The 25,191-nt window shown below is 42.4% G+C and carries 25 protein-coding genes and 1 other annotated feature; of the genes, 20 read left to right on the forward strand and 5 right to left on the reverse strand.

The window, feature by feature from the left end:
• Positions 1-99 precede the first annotated feature (99 nt).
• From AB5Y61_RS05335 to trpB, 4 genes are all read left to right on the forward strand, one after another.
• Entirely contained in the window at positions 100-675 is a 576-nt protein-coding gene (locus AB5Y61_RS05335) for a YutD family protein (protein ID WP_368403417.1), read from the forward strand.
• Between the two features lie 6 nt (positions 676-681).
• The gene (gene rlmN, locus AB5Y61_RS05340) at positions 682-1,770 is read left to right on the forward strand and encodes a 23S rRNA (adenine(2503)-C(2))-methyltransferase RlmN (RefSeq protein WP_003005918.1); all 1,089 of its coding nucleotides are present in this window, start codon (positions 682-684) and stop codon (positions 1,768-1,770) included.
• Positions 1,757-2,284: a VanZ family protein gene (locus tag AB5Y61_RS05345; protein ID WP_368403418.1), complete on the forward strand. Its 528-nt coding sequence runs from the start codon at positions 1,757-1,759 to the stop codon at positions 2,282-2,284. The genes rlmN and AB5Y61_RS05345 overlap by 14 nt, the downstream gene beginning before the upstream one ends.
• Positions 2,285-2,351: 67 nt before the next feature.
• Positions 2,352-2,587 (forward strand) — a binding site (T-box leader).
• 121 nt (positions 2,588-2,708) lie between these two features.
• Positions 2,709-3,896, forward strand: a complete 1,188-nt coding sequence (gene trpB / locus AB5Y61_RS05350; RefSeq protein ID WP_368403419.1) for a tryptophan synthase subunit beta — start codon at positions 2,709-2,711, stop codon at positions 3,894-3,896.
• 5 nt (positions 3,897-3,901) lie between these two features.
• Here trpB and AB5Y61_RS05355 read toward each other — a convergent pair whose 3' ends face one another.
• Positions 3,902-4,561: an A24 family peptidase gene (locus tag AB5Y61_RS05355; RefSeq protein ID WP_368403420.1), complete on the reverse strand. Its 660-nt coding sequence runs from the start codon at positions 4,559-4,561 to the stop codon at positions 3,902-3,904.
• A gap of 87 nt (positions 4,562-4,648) precedes the next feature.
• Between AB5Y61_RS05355 and AB5Y61_RS05360 the strand changes: the two genes are divergently transcribed.
• Together AB5Y61_RS05360 and AB5Y61_RS05365 are read left to right on the forward strand one after the other, a co-directional pair.
• Positions 4,649-4,867 carry a YqgQ family protein gene (locus tag AB5Y61_RS05360; protein WP_003017930.1) on the forward strand — a complete coding sequence of 73 codons (219 nt, stop codon included), beginning with the start codon at positions 4,649-4,651 and terminating at the stop codon, positions 4,865-4,867.
• Positions 4,867-5,250, forward strand: a complete 384-nt coding sequence (locus tag AB5Y61_RS05365) for a rhodanese-like domain-containing protein (RefSeq protein ID WP_023917445.1) — start codon at positions 4,867-4,869, stop codon at positions 5,248-5,250. The genes AB5Y61_RS05360 and AB5Y61_RS05365 overlap by 1 nt, the downstream gene beginning before the upstream one ends.
• 182 nt (positions 5,251-5,432) lie before the next feature.
• Here AB5Y61_RS05365 and AB5Y61_RS05370 read toward each other — a convergent pair whose 3' ends face one another.
• The gene (locus AB5Y61_RS05370; RefSeq protein WP_368403421.1) at positions 5,433-6,158 is read right to left on the reverse strand and encodes a 16S rRNA pseudouridine(516) synthase; all 726 of its coding nucleotides are present in this window, start codon (positions 6,156-6,158) and stop codon (positions 5,433-5,435) included.
• Between the two features lie 178 nt (positions 6,159-6,336).
• Between AB5Y61_RS05370 and typA the strand changes: the two genes are divergently transcribed.
• From typA to AB5Y61_RS05440, 14 genes are all read left to right on the forward strand, one after another.
• Positions 6,337-8,184: a translational GTPase TypA gene (typA, locus tag AB5Y61_RS05375; protein ID WP_368403422.1), complete on the forward strand. Its 1,848-nt coding sequence runs from the start codon at positions 6,337-6,339 to the stop codon at positions 8,182-8,184.
• Between the two features lie 23 nt (positions 8,185-8,207).
• Positions 8,208-8,456, forward strand: coding sequence for a DUF3165 family protein (locus AB5Y61_RS05380; protein ID WP_024055332.1), 249 nt, complete (start codon positions 8,208-8,210; stop codon positions 8,454-8,456).
• A gap of 90 nt (positions 8,457-8,546) precedes the next feature.
• Positions 8,547-9,896, forward strand: coding sequence for a UDP-N-acetylmuramoyl-L-alanine--D-glutamate ligase (murD, locus tag AB5Y61_RS05385; protein ID WP_368403423.1), 1,350 nt, complete (start codon positions 8,547-8,549; stop codon positions 9,894-9,896).
• A 1-nt stretch (position 9,897) separates the two neighbouring features.
• On the forward strand, positions 9,898-10,980 hold the full coding sequence (locus AB5Y61_RS05390; RefSeq protein WP_368403424.1) for a UDP-N-acetylglucosamine--N-acetylmuramyl-(pentapeptide) pyrophosphoryl-undecaprenol N-acetylglucosamine transferase: 1,083 nt from the start codon (positions 9,898-9,900) through the stop codon (positions 10,978-10,980).
• Positions 10,964-12,184: a cell division protein FtsQ/DivIB gene (locus tag AB5Y61_RS05395; protein WP_368403425.1), complete on the forward strand. Its 1,221-nt coding sequence runs from the start codon at positions 10,964-10,966 to the stop codon at positions 12,182-12,184. Before AB5Y61_RS05390 ends, AB5Y61_RS05395 begins: the two co-directional genes overlap by 17 nt.
• Before the next feature lie 133 nt (positions 12,185-12,317).
• Entirely contained in the window at positions 12,318-13,706 is a 1,389-nt protein-coding gene (gene ftsA / locus AB5Y61_RS05400) for a cell division protein FtsA (protein WP_368403426.1), read from the forward strand.
• A 15-nt stretch (positions 13,707-13,721) separates the two neighbouring features.
• Positions 13,722-14,987 (forward strand): cell division protein FtsZ, encoded by a 1,266-nt coding sequence (gene ftsZ / locus AB5Y61_RS05405; protein WP_049474213.1) that lies wholly within the window; start codon positions 13,722-13,724, stop codon positions 14,985-14,987.
• 2 nt (positions 14,988-14,989) lie between these two features.
• Positions 14,990-15,658 (forward strand): YggS family pyridoxal phosphate-dependent enzyme, encoded by a 669-nt coding sequence (locus AB5Y61_RS05410; protein WP_368403427.1) that lies wholly within the window; start codon positions 14,990-14,992, stop codon positions 15,656-15,658.
• A 9-nt stretch (positions 15,659-15,667) separates the two neighbouring features.
• Positions 15,668-16,297 (forward strand): cell division protein SepF, encoded by a 630-nt coding sequence (locus tag AB5Y61_RS05415; RefSeq protein WP_195487003.1) that lies wholly within the window; start codon positions 15,668-15,670, stop codon positions 16,295-16,297.
• 1 nt (position 16,298) lies between these two features.
• Entirely contained in the window at positions 16,299-16,562 is a 264-nt protein-coding gene (locus AB5Y61_RS05420; protein WP_024055397.1) for a YggT family protein, read from the forward strand.
• A gap of 6 nt (positions 16,563-16,568) precedes the next feature.
• A complete protein-coding gene (locus tag AB5Y61_RS05425; RefSeq protein ID WP_368403428.1) occupies positions 16,569-17,360 on the forward strand; it encodes an RNA-binding protein in 792 nt (263 codons plus the stop codon).
• Positions 17,361-17,369: 9 nt separating this feature from the next.
• Positions 17,370-18,197: a DivIVA domain-containing protein gene (locus AB5Y61_RS05430; protein WP_368403429.1), complete on the forward strand. Its 828-nt coding sequence runs from the start codon at positions 17,370-17,372 to the stop codon at positions 18,195-18,197.
• Between the two features lie 255 nt (positions 18,198-18,452).
• Positions 18,453-21,245: an isoleucine--tRNA ligase gene (gene ileS / locus AB5Y61_RS05435; protein WP_368403430.1), complete on the forward strand. Its 2,793-nt coding sequence runs from the start codon at positions 18,453-18,455 to the stop codon at positions 21,243-21,245.
• A 60-nt stretch (positions 21,246-21,305) separates the two neighbouring features.
• Positions 21,306-21,740 carry a GNAT family N-acetyltransferase gene (locus tag AB5Y61_RS05440; RefSeq protein ID WP_368403431.1) on the forward strand — a complete coding sequence of 145 codons (435 nt, stop codon included), beginning with the start codon at positions 21,306-21,308 and terminating at the stop codon, positions 21,738-21,740.
• An 81-nt stretch (positions 21,741-21,821) separates the two neighbouring features.
• Here AB5Y61_RS05440 and AB5Y61_RS05445 read toward each other — a convergent pair whose 3' ends face one another.
• The 3 genes from AB5Y61_RS05445 to AB5Y61_RS05455 all read right to left on the reverse strand — a co-directional run bounded on the left by AB5Y61_RS05445 (position 21,822) and on the right by AB5Y61_RS05455 (position 25,164).
• Positions 21,822-22,124 carry a DUF1827 family protein gene (locus tag AB5Y61_RS05445; protein WP_021152773.1) on the reverse strand — a complete coding sequence of 101 codons (303 nt, stop codon included), beginning with the start codon at positions 22,122-22,124 and terminating at the stop codon, positions 21,822-21,824.
• A gap of 67 nt (positions 22,125-22,191) precedes the next feature.
• Positions 22,192-22,641 (reverse strand): NUDIX hydrolase, encoded by a 450-nt coding sequence (locus AB5Y61_RS05450; RefSeq protein WP_368403432.1) that lies wholly within the window; start codon positions 22,639-22,641, stop codon positions 22,192-22,194.
• Positions 22,642-22,905: 264 nt separating this feature from the next.
• On the reverse strand, positions 22,906-25,164 hold the full coding sequence (locus AB5Y61_RS05455; protein ID WP_368403433.1) for an ATP-dependent Clp protease ATP-binding subunit: 2,259 nt from the start codon (positions 25,162-25,164) through the stop codon (positions 22,906-22,908).
• Positions 25,165-25,191 lie beyond the last annotated feature (27 nt).

Genomic DNA, 25,191 nt, shown 5'->3' on the forward strand with positions numbered 1-25,191 from the left:
AAAGGAATTTCAACTCTTTTCTAGTCAAATCTGACGCAAGTCATCAAATTTATGATAAAATAAAGTGTTACAGTAAATAGATTTTGATGAAGGAACACTATGCGAAAAGAGATTGACCCTGAATTATATAATTACAATAAATTTCCTGGACCTGTGTTTCGTCAGGTAGGAGACCAGATCCTTTCAGAAAACCTCTCCTTTGAGCTGTTGAAAAATGAGAAGGAAGCATTTGATGCGACCGTTTTTGGTCAGCGATTTTCTGAGATTTTAACCAAGTTTGATTACATTGTTGGTGATTGGAGCAATGAGCAGTTGCGCTTGCGTGGCTTCTATAAGGAAGAACGCGATGTTGCAACGATGGATAAACTAAGTCGCTTAGACGATTATTTGTTAGAATATTGTAGCTATGGTTGTGCTTATTTTGTCCTTGAAAATAAGGAGCCTCATCGTGCTTCCTTTGATAAGAAATCACCGGTCAAAAAAGCTCAATCAGAAGAAAGAGAGCCTAAGAAGCGTTCGCGCAATCGCAAACAAAAAGATCGTTTCCAAAAACGAGAACGCGACAAGGGACAGTCAACGAATAACTCAAAAAAAATAAGACCGTCTGCTGAAACTAAAAAAACAACGAAGACGAACAACAAACGTCATTTTGTGATTCGTCAAAAAGAGGAGTAAGAAAGAATGAAACCATCGATTTATAGTTTAACACGCCAAGATATGATTGATTGGGCGGAAGAAAATGGCGAAAAGAAATTCCGTGCAGCACAAATCTGGGAATGGCTCTATCGTAAACGTGTCCAATCTTTCGAAGAAATGACCAACCTTTCTAAGGACTTAATTGCGAAGTTAAATGATCAATTCGTTGTCAACCCACTCAAGCAACGGATCGTGCAAGAGTCAGCAGATGGAACGGTCAAATACCTCTTTGAATTGCCAGACGGCATGTTGATTGAGACGGTTTTGATGCGTCAGCACTATGGTTTATCTGTCTGTGTAACGACTCAGGTCGGATGCAATATCGGTTGTACCTTCTGTGCTTCAGGTTTGATCAAAAAACAACGCGATTTGAACAATGGGGAAATAGTGTCTCAAATCATGTTGGTCCAAAAATACTTTGACGAACGGGGTCAAGATGAACGGGTCAGCCATATCGTTGTCATGGGGATCGGAGAACCATTTGACAACTATAACAACGTCTTGAAATTTATCCGGACCGTCAACGATGATAAGGGGCTAGCGATTGGGGCTCGCCATATTACCGTATCAACTTCTGGTTTAGCCCATAAAATTCGCGACTTTGCAAATGAAGGAGTGCAGGTCAATTTGGCAGTGTCACTTCATGCTCCAAATAATGATTTGCGCTCTAGCATCATGAAAATCAACCGGGCTTTCCCGATTGAAAAATTGTTTGCGGCGATTGAATACTATATCGAGACCACGAACCGTCGGGTGACCTTTGAGTACATCATGTTGAACGAAGTCAATGATGGGGTTGAGCAAGCCTTAGAGTTGGCAGAATTGCTCAAAAATATCAAGAAATTGTCTTATGTTAACTTGATTCCTTACAATCCTGTCAGTGAGCATGACCAATATAGCCGGAGTCCAAAAGAACGGGTTATGGCCTTCTATGATACCTTGAAAAAACAAGGTGTCAACTGTGTGGTGCGTCAAGAGCACGGTACAGATATTGATGCTGCCTGTGGCCAATTGCGTTCAAATACGATGAAACGGGATCGGGAGAAAGCGATTGTTGAACATGCGCAACCTTAAACGAGGGCTGATGGATCAAACGGAACTAACAAAGAGAGGAAGATGGCTGTTACGAAGTGGCAGCTTCTTCTATTTTATCCTCTTGTGCCTGATGTGCTTTTTGCCTCAACATCCAGAGCCAGGTATGGAAACACCGGGTATTCAACATTTCGGTCGTATTGTCGTCCTGCTGGTTCCTCTTAACTCACTAATGAATCTTGGCCAGATCACCAGTGTCATCCAACTCATTAAGGTCATTCTCCAAAACGTAGCCAATGTCTTTTTGTTAAGTCCGCTGGTCTTTCAACTTCTCTGGCTATGGCCCTGGTTGAGGAGTCGCAAACGGGTCTTGTTCTTCGGCTTTGCCATGAGCTTGTGGATTGAATGCAGCCAAGTTTTGTTAGATCTCTTGTTTGATGCCAATCGTGTCTTTGAGCTAGATGATTTGTGGACCAATACCTTAGGGGCTTACTTGGCTTATCTAGTATTTCAGTATCTCCGAGCACGATTGCTAGCAGAAGATGGAAAAATATAAAATCCGAACATTTTAGCGCCTTTTTAAAATTTTTGTTGACAAAGTCAGAAGCGGGAGCTATAATAGCTTCAAGACATCAGAAAAGTAGAGATTTTTCTTACTTCCAGGGAGCTTGTGGTGATTGCGAACAAGCAGTGGTGAATCTTGAAATGGGCTGATGCGTTTATGATGATGAATTTGAAACAATAAAAATTCGGTGAGCACACCTTATCGTGCACCCTGTTGTTAGACAGGTCAGAGATGTAGGAGAAAAAATAGCTTCCTACAATTGAGGTGGCACCGCGGTATCGAATCGTCCTCACACAGATTTTTCTGTGTGAGGTTTTTTGTATCTCAAAGGAACCCAGTGAGACTGCAGCTCAAAGGGCCAGCGAGAGAAAAAGATCATAAACAGGATTGAAGATATAGAAAAGAGGACACAATCATGACAGAAACAAAAGGCTATTTCGGACAATTTGGTGGATCTTTCGTACCAGAACCCATTCAAAACTTGCTCAATCAATTAGAGGAAACCTTTGAACAGTATAAAAATGACCCAGAATTTATTGCAGAATACAAACATTATTTGAAAGACTATTCTGGACGCGAAACACCACTCTACTTTGCAGAAAGTTTAACAGAGCATTTAGGTGGGGCAAAAATTTATTTGAAGCGCGAAGACTTGAATCACCTAGGTTCGCACAAATTGAATAACGTCTTGGGGCAAATTCTCTTGGCTAAGCGCATGGGCAAAACACGCGTGATTGCTGAAACAGGAGCTGGTCAACACGGTGTCGCTACAGCAGCTGCGGCAGCTAAATTTGGTATGGCCTGTGATGTCTACATGGGGGCAGAAGACGTGGAGCGTCAACGTCTCAATGTCTTCCGCATGGAAATGATGGGGGCAACCGTTCATGCGGTTGAAACAGGAACCAAGACCTTGAAAGACGCCGTTGATGCTGCTTTTGGAGCATGGATGGCAGACCTCGATGCTTTTTATGTTTTGGGTTCTGCTGTTGGACCTCACCCTTACCCAACCATTGTGCATGAATTCCAAAAAGTGATCAGTGAAGAGTCTAAACGTCAAATCTTGGAAAAAGAAGGCCGTTTGCCAGACTATGTGATTGCCTGTGTCGGTGGTGGATCCAATGCCATCGGTGCCTTCTCCCAATATGTAGGCGATGAGGAAGTCAAATTGGTCGGTGTTGAAGCAGCTGGTCATGGCTTGGATACCGATCAGCACGCCGCTACCATGACCAAAGGGACTGTAGGAGTTGTCGATGGCATGAAGACTTATGCTGTCTTTGGCGAAGATGGAAAAGTAGCGCCAGTTTACTCGATTTCTGCTGGTTTGGACTACCCAGGGGTTGGTCCAGAGCATGCCTTCTTTAAAGATTCTGGTCGTGTCGAATATGTAGCAGCGACAGATGATGAAGCAGTAGAAGCTCTTCTTCTCCTCAGTAAGACAGAAGGGATCCTCCCAGCTATTGAAAGTTCACATGCGGTTGCAGAAGCGGTCAAACGTGCTCCACAATTGGATAAAGACAAGATCATTATCATCAATGTTTCTGGTCGTGGGGACAAGGACGTGGCTGCTATTGCCGATTATCTAGAAGCAAAAGCTGCAAAATAAGAATCTTATCTGTAAAGAATAGTATAAAGCAGTAAAGCATGATAACTGAGAAAGAGACAGGGAACAAAAGGAATCCGGTCTCTTTCTTTTTTGAGAGTAAAAACGAGGATCCCTAAGATGGATGCGATCTGAATGAGAAGGAGGATCTTGGTAGAAGAAAAGCTGAGTGAGAAGGTGGCGAGTAAGAGAAAATCCCCCGCCCCCATTCCAATAAAGAAAAAGTGAGATCCTATCGCAAGGAGTAAAAAGACCAGCATGAGGAGATTACTACCGGATAAAAAGAGGACTAAGGTATGGAGACAACACCAGATGACCAAGGGGTATTCCATGAAGCGTAGGTCATAGATGGCTAAAACAGCAGATCCGAGTAACGTCAGAAGTTGAGGCAGAGAAAGAAAACCATTAGCACAGGCTAAGAAGATCAGGCCACTCCAGATCTCAAAAAGGCAGTACCAAGATGGGTAGGTCTGATGACAATAGCGACAGCGAAAGCGATGCAGTAGTTGTGAGAGAATGGGGATGAGATCCCAAACTCCAAGGACGTGCTGGCAGTGATCGCAATGACTGCGAGGAGCGAGAATGGATTGGTTTGGGAAGCGATCGACCACTAGTCCCAAAAAAGAGGCGAAACAAGTACCGATGGTAAAAAAATAAAAGTTGATCATACTTATTTATTCGTAAACAAATCGAAAAATGTCATCATTTACTTGAAAATCTTGTAAAGCCTTTCTAAATTTGATACAATAATGAACATGAAAAACCTGTATGATGTTCAACAATTTTTAAAACGTTTTGGAATCATCATTTATGTGGGGAAGCGCCTCTATGACATCGAATTGATGAAAATTGAGCTTCAACGTCTTTATGATGCAGGCTTGATGGAGCGGCTCGATTATTTAGAAGCCGATACCGTTTTAAGAAGAGAGCACAAGCAAGAATTAGAATTTTTGAAAAAGAGTGAGGTAGAGTGATGGGAAATATCATTTTTTGGTTGGTTGTTTTAGGAGTAGTTGGATGGATGGCCTTTAATTATTTCCGCATCCGTAAAGCTGCTAAATTTGTGGATAATGCCGCTTTTGAAGAGTTGATTCGTAAAGGGCAGTTGATTGACTTGCGAGAGCCAGTTGAGTTTCATGCCAAGCATATTTTAGGAGCGCGCAACATTCCTTCTACTCAGTTGAAGTTGAGCCTTGCGGCCTTACGCAAAGACAAACCGATTTTGCTCTATGAGAATAGCCGTAGTTCGCGTGTGACCAATGCGGCCCTTTATCTCAAGAAACAGGGCTATACAGACATTTATGTCTTGTCTTATGGTCTTGATTCTTGGAATGGGAAAGTGAAAAAAGACGCCTAATAAAAGAGAGTGGGACAGAAATCGGTAATTCGTTAGAATTCGATTTCGTCGTCCCACCTCCGCACAGTTGAGTAGGGCTATAAAAGCTGATGAAATCAGCGTAGTAGAGCCCACTCAACCACTGCGTCTTACTCGACAATCCAAAAACAATTAAGAGGCTAGGACTTTTGTCCTAGCCTCTTTTATCTCGTTTTTTCAAGGGAATCTTTGACCCAAGTGAGCTCCGCTTCATTCAAAGGCCGGCTTTCGCCAGGGGCTAGCTGAGGATCCAAGGTGAAGGGACCAAAAGACAAGCGTTTTAAGGTCATGACTTTGACGCCAATGGCTAAGAACATCTTTTTCACTTGGTGGTATTTTCCTTCTGAGATTCGGACCTGGGCCTTGCTGTAGCTAGGTCTACTTTCTAGAATGGTTAAGGAAGCAGGCTTACAGATGGGGCCGTCTGTGAATGAAATCCCATTCTGAAATTGCTCGATGTGGGCTGCATAGAGTGAACCGTTGACTTCTACCTCATAGACCTTCTCCACATGGTATTGAGGATGGAGTAGTTGAAAGCCTAGGGGACCATTATCTGTGATGAGGAGTAAGCCACTCGTATCGCGATCGAGGCGACCAAGTGGATAGAGGTCTGGGTACTCTTTCTTGGGATCCACTAGCTCGATCACCGTTGGATGGTGTGCATCTCTTTTGGCAGTCACTGCCCCGATTGGTTTATGGAGCATGTAATAGTGGTGACGCGGTTCCTGAATGAGCCGTTCCCCTATTTGAATCTCTTGGAGTCCAGGGTCGATGTTTTGTGACAGTTTTTTAGCTGGTAGGTGATCGACCAAGATTTGTCTTTTTGCAAGCAATTGTTTGATGTTTTTTCGAGCATACTGGTGACTTGCCATCAATTGATCTAATCTCATGGGGGCCTCTTTTTCTGAAAGTTTTGTAACTAGTGTATCATGAAAAGAAAAGGAAATCGAGTCGGAGAAAAGAAATGAGGATGAAAACATTTACAACTAGCTGAACTGTGTTTTTTAAACGGGACTGTGGTATAATTGTTCAGTTAGAAATATTATTTAAAATTATATAGAGGAAATCATGACAAAATTAAGAGAAGATATTCGTAACGTTGCGATCATTGCCCACGTTGACCACGGTAAAACAACCTTGGTAGACGAATTGTTGAAACAATCGCACACCTTGGATGAACGTAAAGAATTGCAAGAACGTGCAATGGACTCAAACGATCTTGAAAAAGAACGTGGGATTACCATTCTTGCTAAAAATACAGCCGTTGCTTATAACGGAACTCGGATCAATATCATGGACACACCAGGACACGCGGACTTCGGTGGAGAAGTGGAACGGATCATGAAAATGGTTGACGGGGTTGTATTGGTCGTAGATGCCTACGAAGGAACTATGCCTCAGACTCGTTTCGTATTGAAAAAAGCCTTGGAACAAGACCTTGTGCCGATCGTTGTAGTTAATAAAATCGATAAGCCATCTGCTCGTCCAGCAGAAGTAGTAGACGAAGTCTTGGAACTCTTCATCGAGCTAGGTGCGGATGATGACCAGCTTGACTTCCCAGTTGTTTATGCATCAGCGATCAACGGAACATCTTCACTTTCAGATGATCCAGCTGATCAAGAGCACACAATGGCACCAATCTTTGATACCATTATTGATCACATCCCAGCTCCAGTTGATAACTCAGATGAGCCCCTTCAATTCCAAGTATCCCTGCTTGATTACAACGACTTCGTTGGACGGATCGGTATCGGACGTGTCTTCCGTGGTACTGTAAAAGTTGGGGACCAAGTTACCCTCTCTAAATTGGATGGAACGACTAAGAACTTCCGTGTAACGAAACTCTTTGGTTTCTTTGGTTTGGAACGTCGTGAGATTCAAGAAGCTAAAGCTGGTGACTTGATCGCTATCTCTGGTATGGAAGATATCTTCGTTGGAGAAACCATCACACCGACAGATGCAGTTGAAGCTCTTCCAATCCTTCACATCGATGAACCAACACTTCAAATGACCTTCTTGGTGAATAACTCACCATTTGCTGGTCGTGAAGGGAAATGGGTAACCTCTCGTAAAGTCGAAGAACGCTTGCAAGCGGAATTGCAAACAGACGTCTCTCTTCGTGTTGACCCGACTGACTCACCAGATAAATGGACAGTTTCAGGACGTGGGGAATTGCACTTGTCTATCTTGATCGAAACCATGCGTCGTGAAGGATACGAATTGCAAGTATCTCGTCCAGAAGTGATCATCAAGGAAATTGATGGTGTCAAATGTGAACCATTTGAGCGCGTACAAATCGACACACCAGAAGAATACCAAGGATCTGTTATCCAAAGCCTTTCTGAACGTAAAGGTGAAATGTTGGATATGATCGCAACTGGTAACGGTCAAACTCGTTTGGTCTTCCTTGTTCCAGCGCGTGGGTTGATTGGATACTCAACAGAGTTCTTGTCAATGACACGTGGTTACGGAATCATGAACCACACCTTTGACCAATACTTGCCAGTGATTCCAGGAGAAATTGGTGGACGTCACCGTGGTGCTCTTGTTTCCATCGATAACGGAAAAGCAACGACATACTCGATCATGTCTATTGAAGAACGTGGTACGATCTTTGTCAATCCAGGTACAGAAGTTTACGAAGGAATGATCATTGGGGAAAACTCTCGTGAGAACGACTTGACTGTCAACATTACGAAAGCAAAACAAATGACCAACGTTCGTTCAGCTACCAAGGACCAAACAGCGGTTATCAAGACTCCACGTATCTTGACCTTGGAAGAATCTCTTGAGTTCTTGAACGACGATGAGTACATGGAAGTAACACCTGAATCTATCCGTTTGCGTAAACAGATCTTGAACAAAGCAGAACGCGAAAAAGCAAATAAAAAGAAAAAATCAGCAGCTGCTGAATAATACGAAAAGAAAGGAGAAACAAAATGGTCTATTTTATCTTAGGGATTTTGATTCTCCTTTTTTACCTTTTTATGACCCCAAAGAGTATTCGTGGTACCTTAAACAGTGTCACAATGGTGGTCTTGATCGTCTCTTTTATCGTCCTTGCTTGTCTAGCCATTTTTCAGATATTCCAACTACCGTCCGAGTTTTTTGTCGGTGCCTTTCTGGCCTTTGTTGGCTACATGGCTTTGGTAGATATTTCCAAAATGACGACCAAACAGAAAAAATAAACGGTGACGTGATTTTTAAAGCCCTTTGGGCTTTTTAATTTTGCTAAAAAAAGGTAAAATAGAGAGTGATAAAAATGGAGCGAAGAAATCATGAAATTTGTGAAACAATTTGAAAATAAAAAGGTTCTTGTATTAGGTTTGGCTAAGTCAGGCGAGTCAGCTGCCCGTTTGTTGGATCGTTTAGGAGCGATTGTGACCGTCAATGATGGCAAACCTTTTGAAGAAAATCCAGCAGCACAAAGTTTACTGGAAGAAGGGATTAAAGTTGTGACAGGAGGCCACCCTCTGGAGTTGTTGGATGAAGACTTTGCGGTTATGGTCAAAAATCCTGGAATCCCTTATACGAATTCGATGGTCGAAAAAGCACTTGAAAAGGGTATTCCAGTCCTTACTGAAGTGGAATTGGCCTATCTGATTTCGGATGCGCCAATTATTGGGATTACAGGATCAAACGGAAAAACGACGACGACAACCATGATCGGGGAAGTTTTGACGGCTGCTGGTCAAGGTGGTCTATTGTCTGGAAATATCGGCTTTCCAGCCAGCCAAGTCGCACAAACAGCGACTGAAAAGGAAGTTCTGGTCATGGAATTGTCTTCTTTCCAATTGATGGGCATTGAAGCCTTCCATCCAGAGATTGCAGTGATTACCAACCTCATGCCAACTCATATCGACTACCATGGTTCTTTTGAAAATTATGTAGCTGCCAAATGGAATCTTCAAAAGAATATGACAGAAAAAGATGTCATTGTATTAAACTTCAACCAAGACCTGGCTAAGGAACTTGCTACAAAAACCAAGGCAAGGGTCCTTCCATTTTCTACAATCGAAAAAGTGGACGGTGCTTATTTGGAAGATGGACTTCTCAAGTTTAAGGGAGAAGCTGTCATGCGTGCGGATGAACTGGGTGTTCCAGGGAGCCACAATGTAGAAAATGCCTTGGCGACGATTGCTGTTGCAAAAGTCCGGGGAGTAGAGAATGAGGTCATTAAAGAAACCTTGTCAGCCTTCGGAGGTGTCAAACACCGTCTTCAATATGTGGATGAGATTCAAGGTGTCAAATTCTACAATGACAGTAAATCGACCAATATTTTAGCGACACAAAAAGCTCTTTCTGGTTTTGATAACAGCAAGGTTATCTTGATTGCAGGTGGGCTCGATCGTGGCAATGAATTTGATGAATTGGTACCTCATATTGCAGGTCTAAAGGAAATGGTGATTCTCGGGGAATCAGCTCCTCGAGTGAAACGCGCAGCCGATAAAGCAGGCGTCCCTTATGTCTATGCGGCAGATGTAGCAGATGCTACAAAGAAAGCCTTCGACTTGGCTAGCCCTGGAGATGTTGTGCTCTTAAGTCCTGCCAATGCCAGCTGGGATATGTATCCGAATTTTGAAGTGCGTGGGGATGAATTCCTTGCTACAGTAAAAGGGTTGAAATAAGATGAAAAAAATAATGTTTACTGGTGGGGGAACCGTGGGACATGTGACCCTTAATCTCCTCTTGATTCCAAAATTTATCGAAGATGGATGGGAAGTTCATTATATTGGGGACAAAAAAGGAATCGAATACCAAGAGATCAAAAAGTCTGGATTAAAGGTACGATTCCATTCGATTGCAACAGGGAAATTGCGTCGCTATTTCTCTTTCCAAAATATGATGGATGTTTTCAAGGTGGCTTGGGGAACGCTCCAGTCTATTGCAATCCTGCTTCGTGTGCGTCCACAAGTTCTCTTCTCAAAAGGAGGATTTGTCTCGGTTCCACCAGTGATCGCAGCCCGACTCACTCGTGTTCCTGTCTATATCCATGAGTCGGATCTCTCGATGGGATTGGCCAATAAAATTGCTTATAAATTCGCTACCAAGATGTACACGACTTTTGAGCAAGCCCATGGTTTGACAAAGAGTGCGCATATCGGTGCGGTAACCAAGGTCACAGATCATATTCCGACAACTTCTGAAGAATTAGAAGAAAAAACACAAGGATTTCAAAAAGACTCGCCGACCCTTCTCTTTGTCGGAGGATCAGCCGGTGCACGTGTCTTTAATGAATTTGTGACAGAACATCAAGCAGAGCTCTTGCAGCACTACAATATCATCAATTTGACAGGCGATTCAACATTGAATCAGGATGAGGGTGGCTTGTATCGAGTGGATTATGTAACGGATCAGTATCTGCCAATGCTCCAGAAGGCTGATTTAGTGGTCACTAGAGGTGGAGCCAATACCTTATTTGAACTCTTGGCTATGAACAAACTCCACCTGATCGTCCCCCTAGGAAAAGAAGCCAGCCGTGGCGATCAGATTGAAAATGCCCAATATTTTGTGGATAAAGGTTATGCAGAGCAATTGCAGGAAGATCAATTGACCCTCGAAACCTTTAATGAAACCATTCAAGAAATGTTGAAGCAAAGCCAAGTTTACCACCAAGCAATGGAAAAATCGACAGAGCTCCTTTCACTAGACGATTTTTATGGCCTGCTTCAAAAAGATATCAGTAAGGGAAAAGATGACGGACGACAATAAAAAAACGCCAACGGATGACAAAATTACAGAATTGTCAGCCTGGCAAAAAAGAAACAAAGAATATTTAGAAAAAAAGGCGCTTGAAAAAGCGGAAGAAGCTGAAACAGAGGAAACTGAAAGCAAAGAAGCACAAGAAGACGAAGACCTTTCAGAAATAGAAACAGCTTCTGTCTCAGAGGAAGAATCTGACGAACGAAAAGAGTCTGAAGAGGAAGATGAAGCTGAGGCCGAAGAGAATCCAGAAGCAGATGGAGAAAGTTCAGAAGGAGAAGAGGATGATCCGGCTGTAGAGGAGCTAGATCCTTCAGAGAAACAAGAGAAAAGACCTTCATTTTTTAAAGGCTTGAAGACGAACAAGCCAAAGAAGGAACCGGCGGTTGCAAAACGCCACATCTATCGTGCCCTTCCGGTTATCGGAATCAGCTCGATTGTCGCCCTTCTCTCAATCTATTTTTTAAGCCCCTTATCCACACAGAAAGTGATTGAATTTTCAGGGAATAAAGCGGTTGATCAGCAACTTTTGTATGAAAAAAGTCGCATCAAAGAAGAAGATTATACTCTGACGACTTTCCTTCATCAATCGGTCTATGAACAAAATATGAAAACGGCTAGTCCATGGATCAAAGAGGTTCACATGCATTATCAATTCCCGGTGACCTTTAAAGTCAATATCGTGGAACACAAAGTGGTTGCCTATTATGTGACCGGAGAAGACCACTATCCAGTGTTGGAAAATGGAGAAGTAGTGGAGACAGTAACGCCTGCTTCGGACTTACCATCCTCCTATATTAGCTTGAAATTCTCAGATAGGGAATTGGTCAGACAATTCGTCCAAGAAATGAAATCCATTTCGTCTTCCATTACGGATAAAATTGTTTCGGTTGATCTGACACCAAGCAAGGTTACGAAGGATCTGGTGACCATTACCATGAAAAATGATAATAAAATCTTGGTCCCTGTTTCCCAAATTACCCGTAAACTTCCTTATTATAAAGCCATTAGTAAGCAATTAGACGATGATTCCACCATCGATATGGAGGCTGGAGTCTTCAGCTATAGTGAACAATCCATCGCAGATGCCAAAGAGCAAGCTGAAAAAGAAAAGGCTGAAAGTACAGAAAAGCAAGAAGAACATTCTGAGGAAGCAAGTCAAGAACAGAATCCAGAAGGCGAAAATTCTTCTGGGAATGAGCAAAGCCCATAAATTATCTCAAATAATTGAAGAAAAAATGTCCATTTTAGGCTTCTTTGTGATATAATGAAGTTTGGATAGTTCCAACTAAAAGGGCTATAAATAGATGTAAAGTGAAAACAAATAAAGAGAGAGGACTGGTGTAATGGCTAGAGACGGCTTTTTTACAGGTTTAGATATCGGTACTAGTTCAATAAAAGTATTGGTGGCAGAACATGTCAATGGAGAAATGAATGTAATTGGAGTCAGCAATGCAAAAAGTGCTGGCGTCAAAGATGGAATTATAGTAGATATCGAAGCTGCTTCAAATGCAATTAAAACTGCAATCAGCCAAGCTGAAGAAAAAGCAGGGATTTCAATCAATCTAGTCAATGTTGGGTTGCCTGCAAACTTACTACAAATCGAAGCAACTCAAGGAATGATTCCAGTCACAAGTGATTCAAAAGAAATCACAGATGCAGATGTTGAAAATGTTGTCAAATCTGCACTCACAAAAAGTATGACACCGGATCGTGAAGTAATCACCTTCATTCCTGAAGAATTCACAGTAGATGGTTTCCAAGGAATCCGCGATCCACGCGGAATGATGGGAATTCGACTTGAAATGCGTGGTCTTCTTTATACAGGACCTCGTACCATCTTGCACAATTTGCGTAAAACAGTTGAACGTGCAGGCTTACAAGTTGAAAACATCATCATTTCACCGCTTGCGATGATCAAAACAGTCTTGAACGAAGGCGAACGTGAATTCGGAGCAACTGTGATTGATATGGGTGGTGGCCAAACAACAGTGGCATCTGTGCGTAGCCAAGAACTTCAATTTACAAATATCTACCAAGAAGGTGGCGATTACGTTACCAAAGATATTTCTAAAGTATTGAAGACTTCTCAAAAATTGGCAGAAGGCTTGAAGTTCAACTACGGTGAAGCCTATGTGCCATCTGCTGGAAACGAAGTCTTCCATGTAGAAGTCATCGGTGAAGTAGAGCCAGTTGAAGTGACTGAGAAATACTTGGCTGAAATCATTTCAGCACGTATCAAACACATCTTTGAGCAAATCAAGCAAGACCTTGAAAGAAGACATTTGTTGGATCTTCCTGGTGGTATTGTCATCATCGGTGGAGGTGCGATCCTTCCAGGTGTTGAAGAATTGGCTCAAGAAGTCTTTGGTGTAAATGTGAAATTGTTTGTTCCAAATCAAATTGGAATTCGCAATCCAGCTTTTGCCCATGTAATTAGCTTGTCTGAATATGCAGGCAATTTGACAGATGTGGATATTATTGCTCAAGCTGCGGTTCATGGAGACGAAGTCTTGCGTCAACAACCGATTCAATTTGATCGTCCTGTGCAACCACAAGTACAACCACAACCTGCTGCTCCAGCACAACCGGTAGTACCTGCGTACAATGCTGAGAAGATTGAATCTCCAGTAGATGCTCAAGAAATTCCAGTAGCAAGCAATGATAGCAAACAAGAACCAAAAACTACATTCACAGACCGAATGAAAAATTTGATCGGTAATATGTTTGATTAAGGAGTGTAAGTATTTATGACATTTTCATTTGACACAGCAGCGGCACAAGGTGCAGTAATTAAAGTAATCGGTGTCGGTGGCGGTGGCGGTAACGCCATCAATCGTATGATTGACGAAGGCGTTGCCGGCGTAGAATTCATCGCAGCTAATACAGATGTTCAAGCACTTTCAAGTGCTAAGGCTGAAACAGTTATCCAATTGGGTCCAAAATTGACTCGTGGATTGGGTGCTGGAGGTCAACCTGAAGTTGGTCGTAAGGCAGCTGAAGAAAGCGAAGAAGTATTGACAGAAGCGTTGCAAGGTGCAGACATGGTCTTCATCACTGCAGGGATGGGTGGAGGATCTGGTACAGGTGCTGCCCCAGTTATCGCTCGTATTGCTAAAGCAGTTGGTGCTTTGACAGTAGCAGTTGTCACTCGTCCATTCGGGTTTGAAGGTTCAAAACGTGGGAACTTCGCTATTGAAGGGATCAATGAACTTCGCGAACATGTAGATACATTGTTGATTATTTCTAATAACAACTTGCTTGAAATTGTGGACAAGAAGACACCGCTTCTTGAAGCGTTGAGTGAAGCTGATAACGTTCTTCGTCAAGGTGTTCAAGGGATCACTGACTTGATCACAAGTCCTGGATTGATCAACCTTGACTTTGCAGACGTGAAGACTGTTATGGAAAACAAAGGAAATGCCCTCATGGGTATTGGTGTTGGTAGCGGTGAAGAACGCGTTATCGAAGCAGCTCGTAAAGCTATCTACTCACCACTCCTTGAAACAACCATTGACGGTGCTGAAGACGTGATCGTCAACGTAACAGGTGGTTTGGATATGACTTTGATCGAAGCTGAAGAAGCTTCAGAAATTGTGAACCAAGCTGCAGGTCATGGAGTGAACATCTGGTTGGGTACATCTATTGATGAATCTCTTAAAGATGAAATCCGCGTGACGGTTGTTGCAACCGGTGTCCGTCAAGACAAGGTAGAACGCGTCAGCGGAATTGCTTCCTCACAACGTCCTTATAAAACAGGACCACGTGAACAACGCCCACAAACGGCACCATTTGACCGTGAATTTGATTTGAAACAAGATGTTGAATTGCCAACAACTCCAAGTCGTCCAGCGGTAGAACCAAACCGTGGCTCAGCTTTTGGTGATTGGGATATTCGCCGTGAGAATATCGTTCGCCAAACTGAACCAACATCAACACATCAAGTTGATCGTTATGTAGATTCATCTTCAGATGATGATGAATTGGAAACACCACCATTCTTCCGGAATCGTTAATCATGAATCTGGAACAGAATGCTGATCTAGTACGGCAACAAGTAGAAACAGCAAGAAACAAAGCTAACCGCCAAGATCAAGTTAATGTGATAGCTGTCACCAAGTATGTAGATGTTGCAACAACAGAAGCACTGGTGAAAACAGGTATCCAACATATCGGTGAAAATCGTGTTGATAAATTCCTAGAAAAGTATCAAGCTCTAAAAGAGTATGACCTCACTTGGCACTTGATTGGGAGCCTCCAACGGCGGAAAGTAAAAGACGTGATCAATCTCGTCGATTACTTTCATGCCTTGGATTCGGTGAAGCTAGCTCAAGAAATTCAAAAGCGAGCAGAACACCCGATCAAGTGTTTCCTCCAAGTGAACATTTCTGGTGAAGAAAGTAAACATGGATTTGCACCCGATGAACTGGATGATGTTTTAGCGGAAATCGCACAGCTGGACAAAATTGAAATTGTTGGTTTAATGACGATGGCTCCTTTTGAGGCTAATCAAGAAGAGTTGCAGGATATTTTTTCAAAAACTCACCAACTTCAGAAACAACTAGAAAAGAAACAATTAAAAAATATGCCTTTTTCAGAACTAAGTATGGGTATGAGTCGTGACTTTGAAGTAGCCGTTGCGAACGGAGCGACTTATGTTAGAATTGGGACATCATTTTTTAAATAGGAAAGAACTATGTCATTAAAAGATAAATTTAACAACTTTATTGACTACTTCACAGAAGACGGTGAAGAAGTAGAAGTTCGCGAGGCAAAAGCAGCTGGGGCGGAAACACAACCAGTTCCACAGCCACAGCCGACTCCTCAAGTGACTTCTCCACGTCCACAGATTAGTCAAAGAGAACCAGTAAAACCAAAACCGACTCCTGTCGCACCTGTTACGACTCCAGTGTCTACAGCGGCAGTGAAGGAACCTGTTTCAACAACGAAAAATACATCTGAAAATATTACTCGTTTGCATGAACGTCAACGTGAATTGGCTGCTAATCGTGCGAATACAGATGAAAAGATTACCATTGATGTACGCTATCCCCGCAAATACGAGGAAGCGACTGAAATTGTTGATCTATTACTATCTAATGAGAGTATCTTGATTGACTTCCAATATATGACAGAAGTACAAGCACGTCGTTGTTTAGATTATTTGGATGGGGCTCGTTATGTTTTAGCAGGAAATCTTCGTCGTGTTGCAAGTACCATGTACTTGTTGACTCCAATTAATGTAGTCGTTAATGTGGAAGATATCCGCCTTCCAAATGATGTGGAAGTGACAGAATTTGACTATGATATGAAACGTAATCGCTAAGATGATTATCTTTCAATATCTTTCAAATATCATTCAAATCTATTCCATCATTCTTGTTATCTATGCCTTACTTTCTTGGTTCCCTGGGGCACCTCAGAGTACTCTTGGACAAATGGTTCACCGCCTAGTTGAACCATTTTTGAGCCTTTTTAGAAAGTTACCTTTGCAGGTTGGAGGCTTGGATTTTACGGTTCTTGTAGCACTTTTGGTCTTGAACCTAATGAATCAGCTATTAGCTCGGTTGTTTCTATTTTTGATTGGTTAGAATACGATGGGACAGAAAGAGATTTATCAACATTTCAATCGCGAAGATCACGAATTTATTGATCGTTGTATTGAATTGTCAGAAAGAGTAATTGAACGCTATTCTGTTGAAGTGACGGGTTTTTTAAACCCTCATCAGGTCGCTATTTTACGAAATGTTGCGGCAAGCTATCAATTACAGGTCTTTGCTTCCAGTGATGAGCAGAAAATGGAGTATGCCAAGGTCATTGTGGCTCCGGATTATTATCAATTGAACCCAAGTGACTTTGATCTGGCCTTAATAGAGATGGTCTATGCTTCCAAATTTCATCACTTGACCCATTCCCAGGTTCTGGGGGCCATTGTTCACCAATTAGGAGTGGAGCGCAAGTCTTTTGGAGATATTCTAACGAATGAAGGAAAGATCCAAGTATTTGTTGAACAGCGTTTTGTTCCCTATTTCATGGATCACATCCAGAAAATTTCTCGTGTCCCTGTTAAGCTGAGGGAAGTTCCTCTATCTGAACAGATTGTTGTAGAGGAAGAAAGCCAGCAGCGAGATATTCTCGTGTCGAGTTTTCGGTTAGACAAGGTGATTGCTGGGACCTTCAGGCTTTCGCGCTCACAAGCCAGTCAGTTGATTAGTTCAGGCTTGGTGAAAGTCAATTATGCGACAACTTCCAATGTTAGCTATACTGTAGGTTTGAGTGATTTAGTCAGTGTTCGACGCTTTGGGCGTCTTAAAATTGTTTCTGAAAATGGTATTTCAAAGAGTGGAAAATATAAAGTAACTGTTGAAGTACTCTTAAGTAAAAAATGAGGAGGAGTTATGGCTCTTACTGCTTTAGAAATTAAAGATAAAACTTTTGGCGTTAAATTTAGAGGATATGATGCGAACGAAGTAGAAGAATTTTTAGATATCGTTGTTCGCGATTATGAAAATCTTGTTCGTTTAAATCATGATCAAGAAGCAAAAATTCAAGCTCTTGAAGAACGCTTAAACTATTTTGATGAAATGAAAGATTCATTGAGTCAATCTGTTTTGATTGCACAAGATACTGCTGAACGTGTAAAACAAGCAGCTAATGAACGTTCTGAAAATATTGTTCGTCAAGCTGAACAAGATGCACAACATTTAGTAGATGAAGCAAAACAAAAAGCAAATGAAATCCTTCGTCATGCAACGGATAACGCCAAGAAGGTTGCCGTTGAAACAGAGGAGTTGAAGAACAAGACACGCGTCTTCCATCAACGTTTGAAATCAACAATCGAAAGCCAATTGAGCATTATCGATACGCCTGAATGGGATGAAATTCTTCGCCCAACAGCTATGTATATTCAAACAAGTGATGAAGCTTTCCGTGAAATTGTTGAGAAAGCTTTGGGTGAATCTGTTCACCATCATCATGCAGAAGATGAGAACATTGATTTGACTCGTCAATTCTCTCCAGCTGAAATCGAAGAATTGCAAAAACGCATTGAAGCAGCTAACTTAGAATTGGGTGCGACACAAGCGTTTGAAGGTTTGAATGAAAAAGTTCAATCCGCTTTAGAAGAAGCAGAGCACGCTCGTCATGAAAATGAGGAAGTTGTTGCAGTTGAAGAAACTGTTCAACCTGAAGATGATGCAAATCGTGAATCTGTCAATATTTTATAATTTTGTAAAAACAGGTCCATTAATGATAGGTCTAGCGAGCAGATGATGGTGGAAGATCTGCACTCCCTCTTAATGGATGATCCTTTTACAGTATTCGTTCTGAACCATTGAGTAAGAACGGACGTTTCCCTCGTTACGGGATGAGAGGAGAAAGTCTCTTGCGACTTCTCGAACAAAGGTGGTACCACGAGCAATCGTCCTTTTTAGGATGCTCGTGTTTTTTTTTATAGCTTTTTAAATCAATAAGGAGACACAATGAAACTAAAAGAAACTTTAAATCTTGGAAAAACAGAATTTCCAATGCGTGCCGGTCTTCCGACCAAAGAGCCAGTTTGGCAAAAGGAATGGGATGAAGCTAAACTTTATCAACGTCGTCAAGAACTAAATGAAGGAAAACCGCATTTTGTCTTGCATGATGGCCCTCCATACGCAAACGGAAATATCCATCTTGGACATGCCATGAATCATATCTCAAAAGATATTATCATTCGTTCTAAGTCTATGTCAGGTTTTAACGCACCTTATATCCCAGGTTGGGATACTCATGGTCTGCCAATTGAGCAAGTCTTGGCTAAACAAGGTGTGAAACGCAAAGAAATGGACTTGGTTGAGTACTTAAAACTTTGTCGTGAGTACGCTCTTTCTCAAGTTTATAAACAACGTGATGATTTCAAGCGTTTGGGGATGTCAGGTGACTGGGAAAACTTATATGTAACTTTAACTCCAGACTATGAAGCAGCCCAAATCCGTGTCTTTGGTGAGATGGCTAATAAGGGTTATATCTACCGTGGTGCCAAGCCAGTTTACTGGTCATGGTCATCTGAATCAGCTCTTGCTGAAGCAGAGATTGAATACCATGATTTGGTATCAACTTCTCTTTACTATGCCAATAAGGTCAAAGATGGCAAAGGTATTCTAGATACAGATACTTACATCGTTGTCTGGACAACAACTCCATTTACTGTTACAGCTTCTCGTGGATTGACGGTAGGTGCAGAGTTTGATTATGTCGTAGTGAAACCTGCTGGATCTGATCGTAAATATGTCGTAGCATCTGAGCTTTTGCCAAGCCTTTCTGAAAAATTCGGTTGGGAAAATGTTGAAGTCCTTGCTACTTACCAAGGGAAAGAATTGAACCATATCGTTACCGAACACCCATGGGATACGGAAGTTGATGAATTGGTGATCCTTGGTGAACATGTAACCCTAGATTCAGGTACCGGTATCGTCCATACAGCTCCTGGTTTTGGTGAGGATGACTACAATGTAGGGATTGCAAATGGCCTCGAAGTAGCCGTTACGGTTAACGAACGAGGAATCATGATGGAGAATGCTGGACCTGACTTTGCTGGTCAGTTCTATGACAAGGTTGTTCCAACAGTTATCGAAAAACTTGGCGATTTGCTCCTTGCTCAAGAAGAAATCTCTCACTCCTACCCATTTGACTGGCGAACGAAAAAACCAATCATCTGGCGTGCCGTCCCACAATGGTTTGCTTCTGTTTCAAAATTCCGTCAAGAAATCCTGGATGCTATTGATAAAGTGAAATTCCATACAGAATGGGGTAAAGTCCGTCTTTACAACATGATCCGTGACCGTGGTGACTGGGTCATCTCTCGTCAACGTGCTTGGGGTGTGCCACTTCCAATCTTCTATGCAGAAGACGGAACACCAATCATGACTGCTGAGACCATCGAGCATGTAGCTCAACTCTTTGAAGTACATGGTTCAAGCATTTGGTGGGAACGTGATGCCAAAGACCTCTTGCCAGAAGGATTTACCCATCCAGGTTCACCAAATGGCGAGTTCAAGAAAGAAACAGATATCATGGACGTTTGGTTTGACTCAGGTTCATCATGGAATGGTGTTTTGGTGAATCGTCCAAATCTGACTTACCCAGCTGACCTTTACCTTGAAGGTTCTGACCAATACCGTGGTTGGTTCAACTCATCACTTATCACCTCTGTGGCGAACCATGGTGTAGCACCTTACAAGCAAATCTTGTCTCAAGGTTTCACATTAGATGGTAAAGGTGAGAAGATGTCTAAATCTCTTGGAAATACCATCGCCCCAAGCGACGTTGAAAAACAATTTGGTGCGGAAATTTTGCGTCTCTGGGTAACAAGTGTAGACTCAAGCAACGACGTACGGATCTCTATGGATATCTTTAGCCAAGTCTCAGAGACTTACCGTAAGATCCGTAATACCCTTCGTTTCTTGATTGCTAACACATCTGACTTTAACCCAGCTGAGGATGAAGTCGCTTACGAAGAACTTCGTTCTGTTGATAAGTACATGACCATCCGCTTTAACCAACTTGTTAAGACGATTCGTGACGCTTATGCAAACTTCGAATTCTTGACGATTTATAAGGCTTTGGTTAACTTTATCAATGTTGATCTGTCAGCCTTCTACCTTGATTTTGCAAAAGATGTTGTCTACATCGAAGGTGCGAAATCTCTTGAACGCCGTCAGATGCAAACAGTCTTCTATGACATCCTTGTGAAAATCACGAAACTCTTGACGCCAATTCTTCCTCACACTGCTGAAGAAATCTGGTCATACCTTGAGTTTGAAGCAGAGGATTTTGTTCAATTATCAGAATTGCCAGAAGCACAAACGTTTGCCAACCAAGAAGAAATCTTGGATACTTGGTCAGCCTTTATGGACTTCCGTGGTCAAGCTCAAAAAGCCTTGGAAGAAGCACGTAATGAAAAAGTGATTGGTAAATCACTAGAAGCTCACTTGACAGTTTATCCAAATGAAGTGGTGAAAACACTTCTTGGAGCTGTTGATAGCAATGTCGCTCAACTCTTGATTGTTTCTGAGTTGACCATTGCAGAAGGTTCAGCTCCAGAAGGTGCAGTGGCCTTCGAAGATGTTGCCTTCACTGTTGAACGTGCAGCTGGTGAAGTTTGTGACCGTTGCCGTCGTATCGATCCATCAACTGCAGAACGCCACTACCACGCAACCATCTGTGATCACTGTGCAAGCATTGTCGAAGAGAACTTTGCGGACGCAGTCGCAGAAGGATTTGAAGCAAAATAATAAGAAGTGAAAAATCGCAGGGAGAGAGTCTCCTTGCGACTTTTCAATAAAGAGGAAGTTATGTGGTACCAGAAAGAATTTCAGGAACTAGAACTGAAAGAGTTTTACGAGATCGTTCAGCTGCGATTAGAGACCTTTGTCGTGGAACAAACTAGGATCTACAATGATCTGGATGATGTTGATTATCGATCTATCCATCTTTTTCATCAAAATAGGGAAGGACGTGTGGATGCCTATGCTCGCATATTCGCAACGGGGCTGACGATTCATTTTGGCCGAGTGGCTGTAGCCAAAGACAGTCGTGGCCAAGGACTGGCAAAAGACATGGTAGAGCAAATTTTGGACCTGTGTGAACAGAGATTTCCTGGACGGACCATTGAAATTGAGGCTCAAGAACAGGTGGTCGGCTTGTATGAAAAATTAGGTTTTCAAACGGTGAGCGAGCCCTTTATCTTGGCTTCTTCCCCTCACGTAAAAATGATCTTTCAGAAATAAAGAATCCTTTCATCTCATAATCGAGGTGAAAGGATTTTTTTGGGAAAAAGATACCAAAGAAAAAGGTAAGGCAAATTGGCCTTACTTAGTAATTGGAAAGGAAATTTCAATTAGTTTATCGGAGTAGAGGGTTTTAATAGCGGATTGGTCAATGTTTTGAAGATCAATCTTACGTTTTAAAAAGAACTCACGAATTAATTCTACTTCAGTTTCACGAATAGCACGGTGTTTGTTACTGATCAATAATTCATAGTGGGTTGGGGCTTGTGTAAAAACAACATCAGTATTGCCCGCGGAATAAACCTCGACAAGCAAGGCGTCAGTGCTGGCAAGTTGGCTCTTGACCAGTGCAGCATGACTATTGGTGGTATTAATGAGCTTCATATGAGTTCCTCCTGACCTCTATCTTCATTTATTATAGCACTTTTTTTTATTTTGTGAAAGAAGTCCTTTAGTTTTTATGGGCAATTTTCCACTGTTCAATGCCCCATTTATGACTGCCACGTTTGAGTTTTTCAATCGCTTCCTCTACTGGAAACCAAGCAAGATTGTTAAAATCTTCCAGTGGTTTTTGAGTTTCTGTGTAGTCGACGACTTCATAAATATAGGCAGGATTGTAGTAGTAGGTATCCCGGTGGCTAGAATAAAAATACTCATCTGCTTGGCCATAGTATTGCCCTAAAATAGCGGTAAAGCCTAATTCTTCGATCAGTTCCCGTTTCAGAGCTTGCAAGTGATCTTCACCCGCCTCGATTTCCCCGCCAGGTAAGAACCAAGCCCCATTAGGAGCTTGAACGAGGATGATCTGATCCTGGTCCTTATTGGGAATAACAGCGTAGACACCATAGCGGTTCACATACGCAACATCTTGTTTCTTTTCACCAAAACTTGGAATGGTCATGGTTTTCTCTTTTCTTATTTTTTCATCATTATATCATATTTTTTAGCAAAAATCTGGAGGGAAAAAAGAAAGAGACTGGGACAAAAGTCCTAGCCTCTCAATTGTTTTTGGATTGTTGAGCAAGACGCAGTGGTTGAGTGGGCTCTACTACGCTGATTTCATCAGCTTTTACAGCCCTACTCAACTGTGCGGAGGTGGGACGACGAAATCGAATTCTAACGAATTACCGATTTCTGTCCCACTCTCTGAATGTACATTTACTGATTATGATTCTGTAATCTGTTCAACTGGTTTGTGAGCAGACTTGATAGAGATTTTCCCATTGCTGGTCATGACGGCTTTGAGTTGTTTTTCACTTGGATGTTCCAGGTAATAATCGGTAATAGCATCTTCGATATGGTCTTGGATGGTACGACGGAGTGGGCGGGCCCCCATTTTTGGATCGTATCCCAGATCAACCAATTTTTCTTTCACCTTCTCTGTCACGTCCAGATGAATCTCATTTTGTGTGAGACGTTGATTGACTTCATCGAGCATGAGGGTAACGATTTGAAGTAAGTTTTCTTTTGATAGAGGTTGGAATTCAATGATGCCATCAAAACGGTTCATGAATTCAGGGCTAAAGAAGTTACCGAGTTCTCCAAGTACAGAGTTGGTTCGACCTTCGCGAGCAGCTCCAAAACCAACATTGGCCTCAGCTTTGCCGGTTCCAGCATTAGAGGTCATGATGATAATGGTATCTTTAAAGCTGACAGTACGGCCTTGACCATCTGTCAGACGGCCATCATCCAAGACTTGCAGGAACATGTGCATGACGTCTGGATGGGCTTTTTCAACTTCATCCAACAAAACGAGAGAGTATGGATTGCGGCGGACCTTTTCAGTTAGTTGTCCAGCTTCATCGTAGCCCACATAGCCCGGAGGAGCTCCGACTAGTTTCGCTACGCTGTGTTTTTCCATGTATTCGCTCATATCAAAGCGGATCATATTGTCTGCAGAACCAAAGAGTTCAATCGCCAATTGTTTAGACAATTCGGTCTTCCCGACACCGGTTGGTCCGACAAAAAGGAAGCTTCCGATTGGACGATTTGGCGATCCGAGGCCGACACGGTTGCGTCGAATGGCTTTCGCAATTTTATCCACTGCATCATCTTGACCGATCACATGGGCTTTCAAATCAGAAGCCAGATTGATCAATTGAGACTGTTCTTTTTCTTTCAAATCACCAACAGGAATATTGGTTTTTTGTTCAACAATATGCTCGATGGTTTTTTCACTGATGACAGGGGTCTCCTGATCAGTGACATGTTGCCCTTGCATTTCCTTGTATTTCGCGATTTGGTCACGGAAGTAGGCTGCTTTTTCAAAGTCTTCTTCGCGTGTCGCTTGGGCTTTGAGGTTTTCAGCTTCAATCAAGCGCTGGTCGATCACTTTTGGATCCACAAAGTTTAGGGTCAGGTTCATTTTAGACCCAGCTTCATCTAACAAATCAATGGCCTTGTCTGGCAGGAAGCGATCCTGGATGTAGCGGTTTGAAAGAATAGCTGCTGCTTCGATGGCCCCGTCTGTATAGTGAACATGGTGGTAGTCTTCGTATTTTTTCTGGATGCCCTTGAGGATGGTGATGGTTTCTTCAACCGTTGGCTCATCGACCTTAACGGGTTGCATCCGACGTTCCAAGGCCGCATCTTTTTCAATGATGCGGTATTCATTGAGGGTAGTAGCACCGACCAATTGGAGTTCTCCGCGCGCCAAGGCTGGTTTGAGGATATTTCCAGCGTCCATATTGCCCTCACCAGCTGATCCTGCGCCAACAATTTCATGGATTTCGTCGATGAACAGAATCACATCTTCGCGTTGACGAATTTCATCCATTAATTTTTGCATGCGTTCTTCGAATTGACCACGGATGCCTGTACCCTGAACCAGGCTGACGACGTCTAGGCGGATGACTTCTTTTCCTTGCAATTTATGAGGAACGTCTCCATCGACGATTTTTTGGGCCAAGCCTTCCACAACGGCAGTTTTTCCTACCCCAGGTTCTCCGATCAGAACCGGATTGTTCTTGGTTCGACGGTTGAGAATTTCGATGACACGGATAATTTCTTCATCACGTCCGATGACAGGGTCAATATCCCCTTTGCGGGCAATTTCTGTGACATTGATACCGAATTCTTCTAATAGTCCTTTAGGCTTTTGAGGGCGAGCTTGACGTGGATCTTGACTGCCACTACGGTTATTGTTTTGGCCGTAACCGCCACCTCCATAACTGCCTCCAGATTGAGTTGGAGGTGTTTGAGGTTCTTGTGGACTTTGGAAGTTACCAAGGTTATTGAAGAAATCTTCGAAGGGATCTCCAGTCAGTTGGCTCCGTTGGGTCATGCCTTTCAAGAAGCTGTTATTTGGGTCTGTTTTCATAATTTTATAGCAATTTTGACAGAGGTCTACTTGCTGCTGACGTCCATTTACATTTGTATATAAATGGATGGTTGATTCATTTATTTTACAATTTTGACAAAGCATATACATACCTCACAGTAGGTTTTTGAT

The organism is Streptococcus parasanguinis, from assembly GCF_040908565.1.
GTDB classification, from domain to species: Bacteria; Bacillota; Bacilli; order Lactobacillales; family Streptococcaceae; genus Streptococcus; species Streptococcus parasanguinis_AC.

Coding starts and splice junctions, on each gene's coding strand:
- AB5Y61_RS05335 (WP_368403417.1), top strand. CDS start 100: ATGCGAAAAGAGATTGACCCTGAATTATATAATTACAATAAATTTCCT.
- rlmN (WP_003005918.1), top strand. CDS start 682: ATGAAACCATCGATTTATAGTTTAACACGCCAAGATATGATTGATTGG.
- AB5Y61_RS05345 (WP_368403418.1), top strand. CDS start 1,757: ATGCGCAACCTTAAACGAGGGCTGATGGATCAAACGGAACTAACAAAG.
- trpB (WP_368403419.1), top strand. CDS start 2,709: ATGACAGAAACAAAAGGCTATTTCGGACAATTTGGTGGATCTTTCGTA.
- AB5Y61_RS05355 (WP_368403420.1), bottom strand. CDS start 4,561: ATGATCAACTTTTATTTTTTTACCATCGGTACTTGTTTCGCCTCTTTT.
- AB5Y61_RS05360 (WP_003017930.1), top strand. CDS start 4,649: ATGAAAAACCTGTATGATGTTCAACAATTTTTAAAACGTTTTGGAATC.
- AB5Y61_RS05365 (WP_023917445.1), top strand. CDS start 4,867: ATGGGAAATATCATTTTTTGGTTGGTTGTTTTAGGAGTAGTTGGATGG.
- AB5Y61_RS05370 (WP_368403421.1), bottom strand. CDS start 6,158: ATGAGATTAGATCAATTGATGGCAAGTCACCAGTATGCTCGAAAAAAC.
- typA (WP_368403422.1), top strand. CDS start 6,337: ATGACAAAATTAAGAGAAGATATTCGTAACGTTGCGATCATTGCCCAC.
- AB5Y61_RS05380 (WP_024055332.1), top strand. CDS start 8,208: ATGGTCTATTTTATCTTAGGGATTTTGATTCTCCTTTTTTACCTTTTT.
- murD (WP_368403423.1), top strand. CDS start 8,547: ATGAAATTTGTGAAACAATTTGAAAATAAAAAGGTTCTTGTATTAGGT.
- AB5Y61_RS05390 (WP_368403424.1), top strand. CDS start 9,898: ATGAAAAAAATAATGTTTACTGGTGGGGGAACCGTGGGACATGTGACC.
- AB5Y61_RS05395 (WP_368403425.1), top strand. CDS start 10,964: ATGACGGACGACAATAAAAAAACGCCAACGGATGACAAAATTACAGAA.
- ftsA (WP_368403426.1), top strand. CDS start 12,318: ATGGCTAGAGACGGCTTTTTTACAGGTTTAGATATCGGTACTAGTTCA.
- ftsZ (WP_049474213.1), top strand. CDS start 13,722: ATGACATTTTCATTTGACACAGCAGCGGCACAAGGTGCAGTAATTAAA.
- AB5Y61_RS05410 (WP_368403427.1), top strand. CDS start 14,990: ATGAATCTGGAACAGAATGCTGATCTAGTACGGCAACAAGTAGAAACA.
- AB5Y61_RS05415 (WP_195487003.1), top strand. CDS start 15,668: ATGTCATTAAAAGATAAATTTAACAACTTTATTGACTACTTCACAGAA.
- AB5Y61_RS05420 (WP_024055397.1), top strand. CDS start 16,299: ATGATTATCTTTCAATATCTTTCAAATATCATTCAAATCTATTCCATC.
- AB5Y61_RS05425 (WP_368403428.1), top strand. CDS start 16,569: ATGGGACAGAAAGAGATTTATCAACATTTCAATCGCGAAGATCACGAA.
- AB5Y61_RS05430 (WP_368403429.1), top strand. CDS start 17,370: ATGGCTCTTACTGCTTTAGAAATTAAAGATAAAACTTTTGGCGTTAAA.
- ileS (WP_368403430.1), top strand. CDS start 18,453: ATGAAACTAAAAGAAACTTTAAATCTTGGAAAAACAGAATTTCCAATG.
- AB5Y61_RS05440 (WP_368403431.1), top strand. CDS start 21,306: ATGTGGTACCAGAAAGAATTTCAGGAACTAGAACTGAAAGAGTTTTAC.
- AB5Y61_RS05445 (WP_021152773.1), bottom strand. CDS start 22,124: ATGAAGCTCATTAATACCACCAATAGTCATGCTGCACTGGTCAAGAGC.
- AB5Y61_RS05450 (WP_368403432.1), bottom strand. CDS start 22,641: ATGACCATTCCAAGTTTTGGTGAAAAGAAACAAGATGTTGCGTATGTG.
- AB5Y61_RS05455 (WP_368403433.1), bottom strand. CDS start 25,164: ATGCTTTGTCAAAATTGTAAAATAAATGAATCAACCATCCATTTATAT.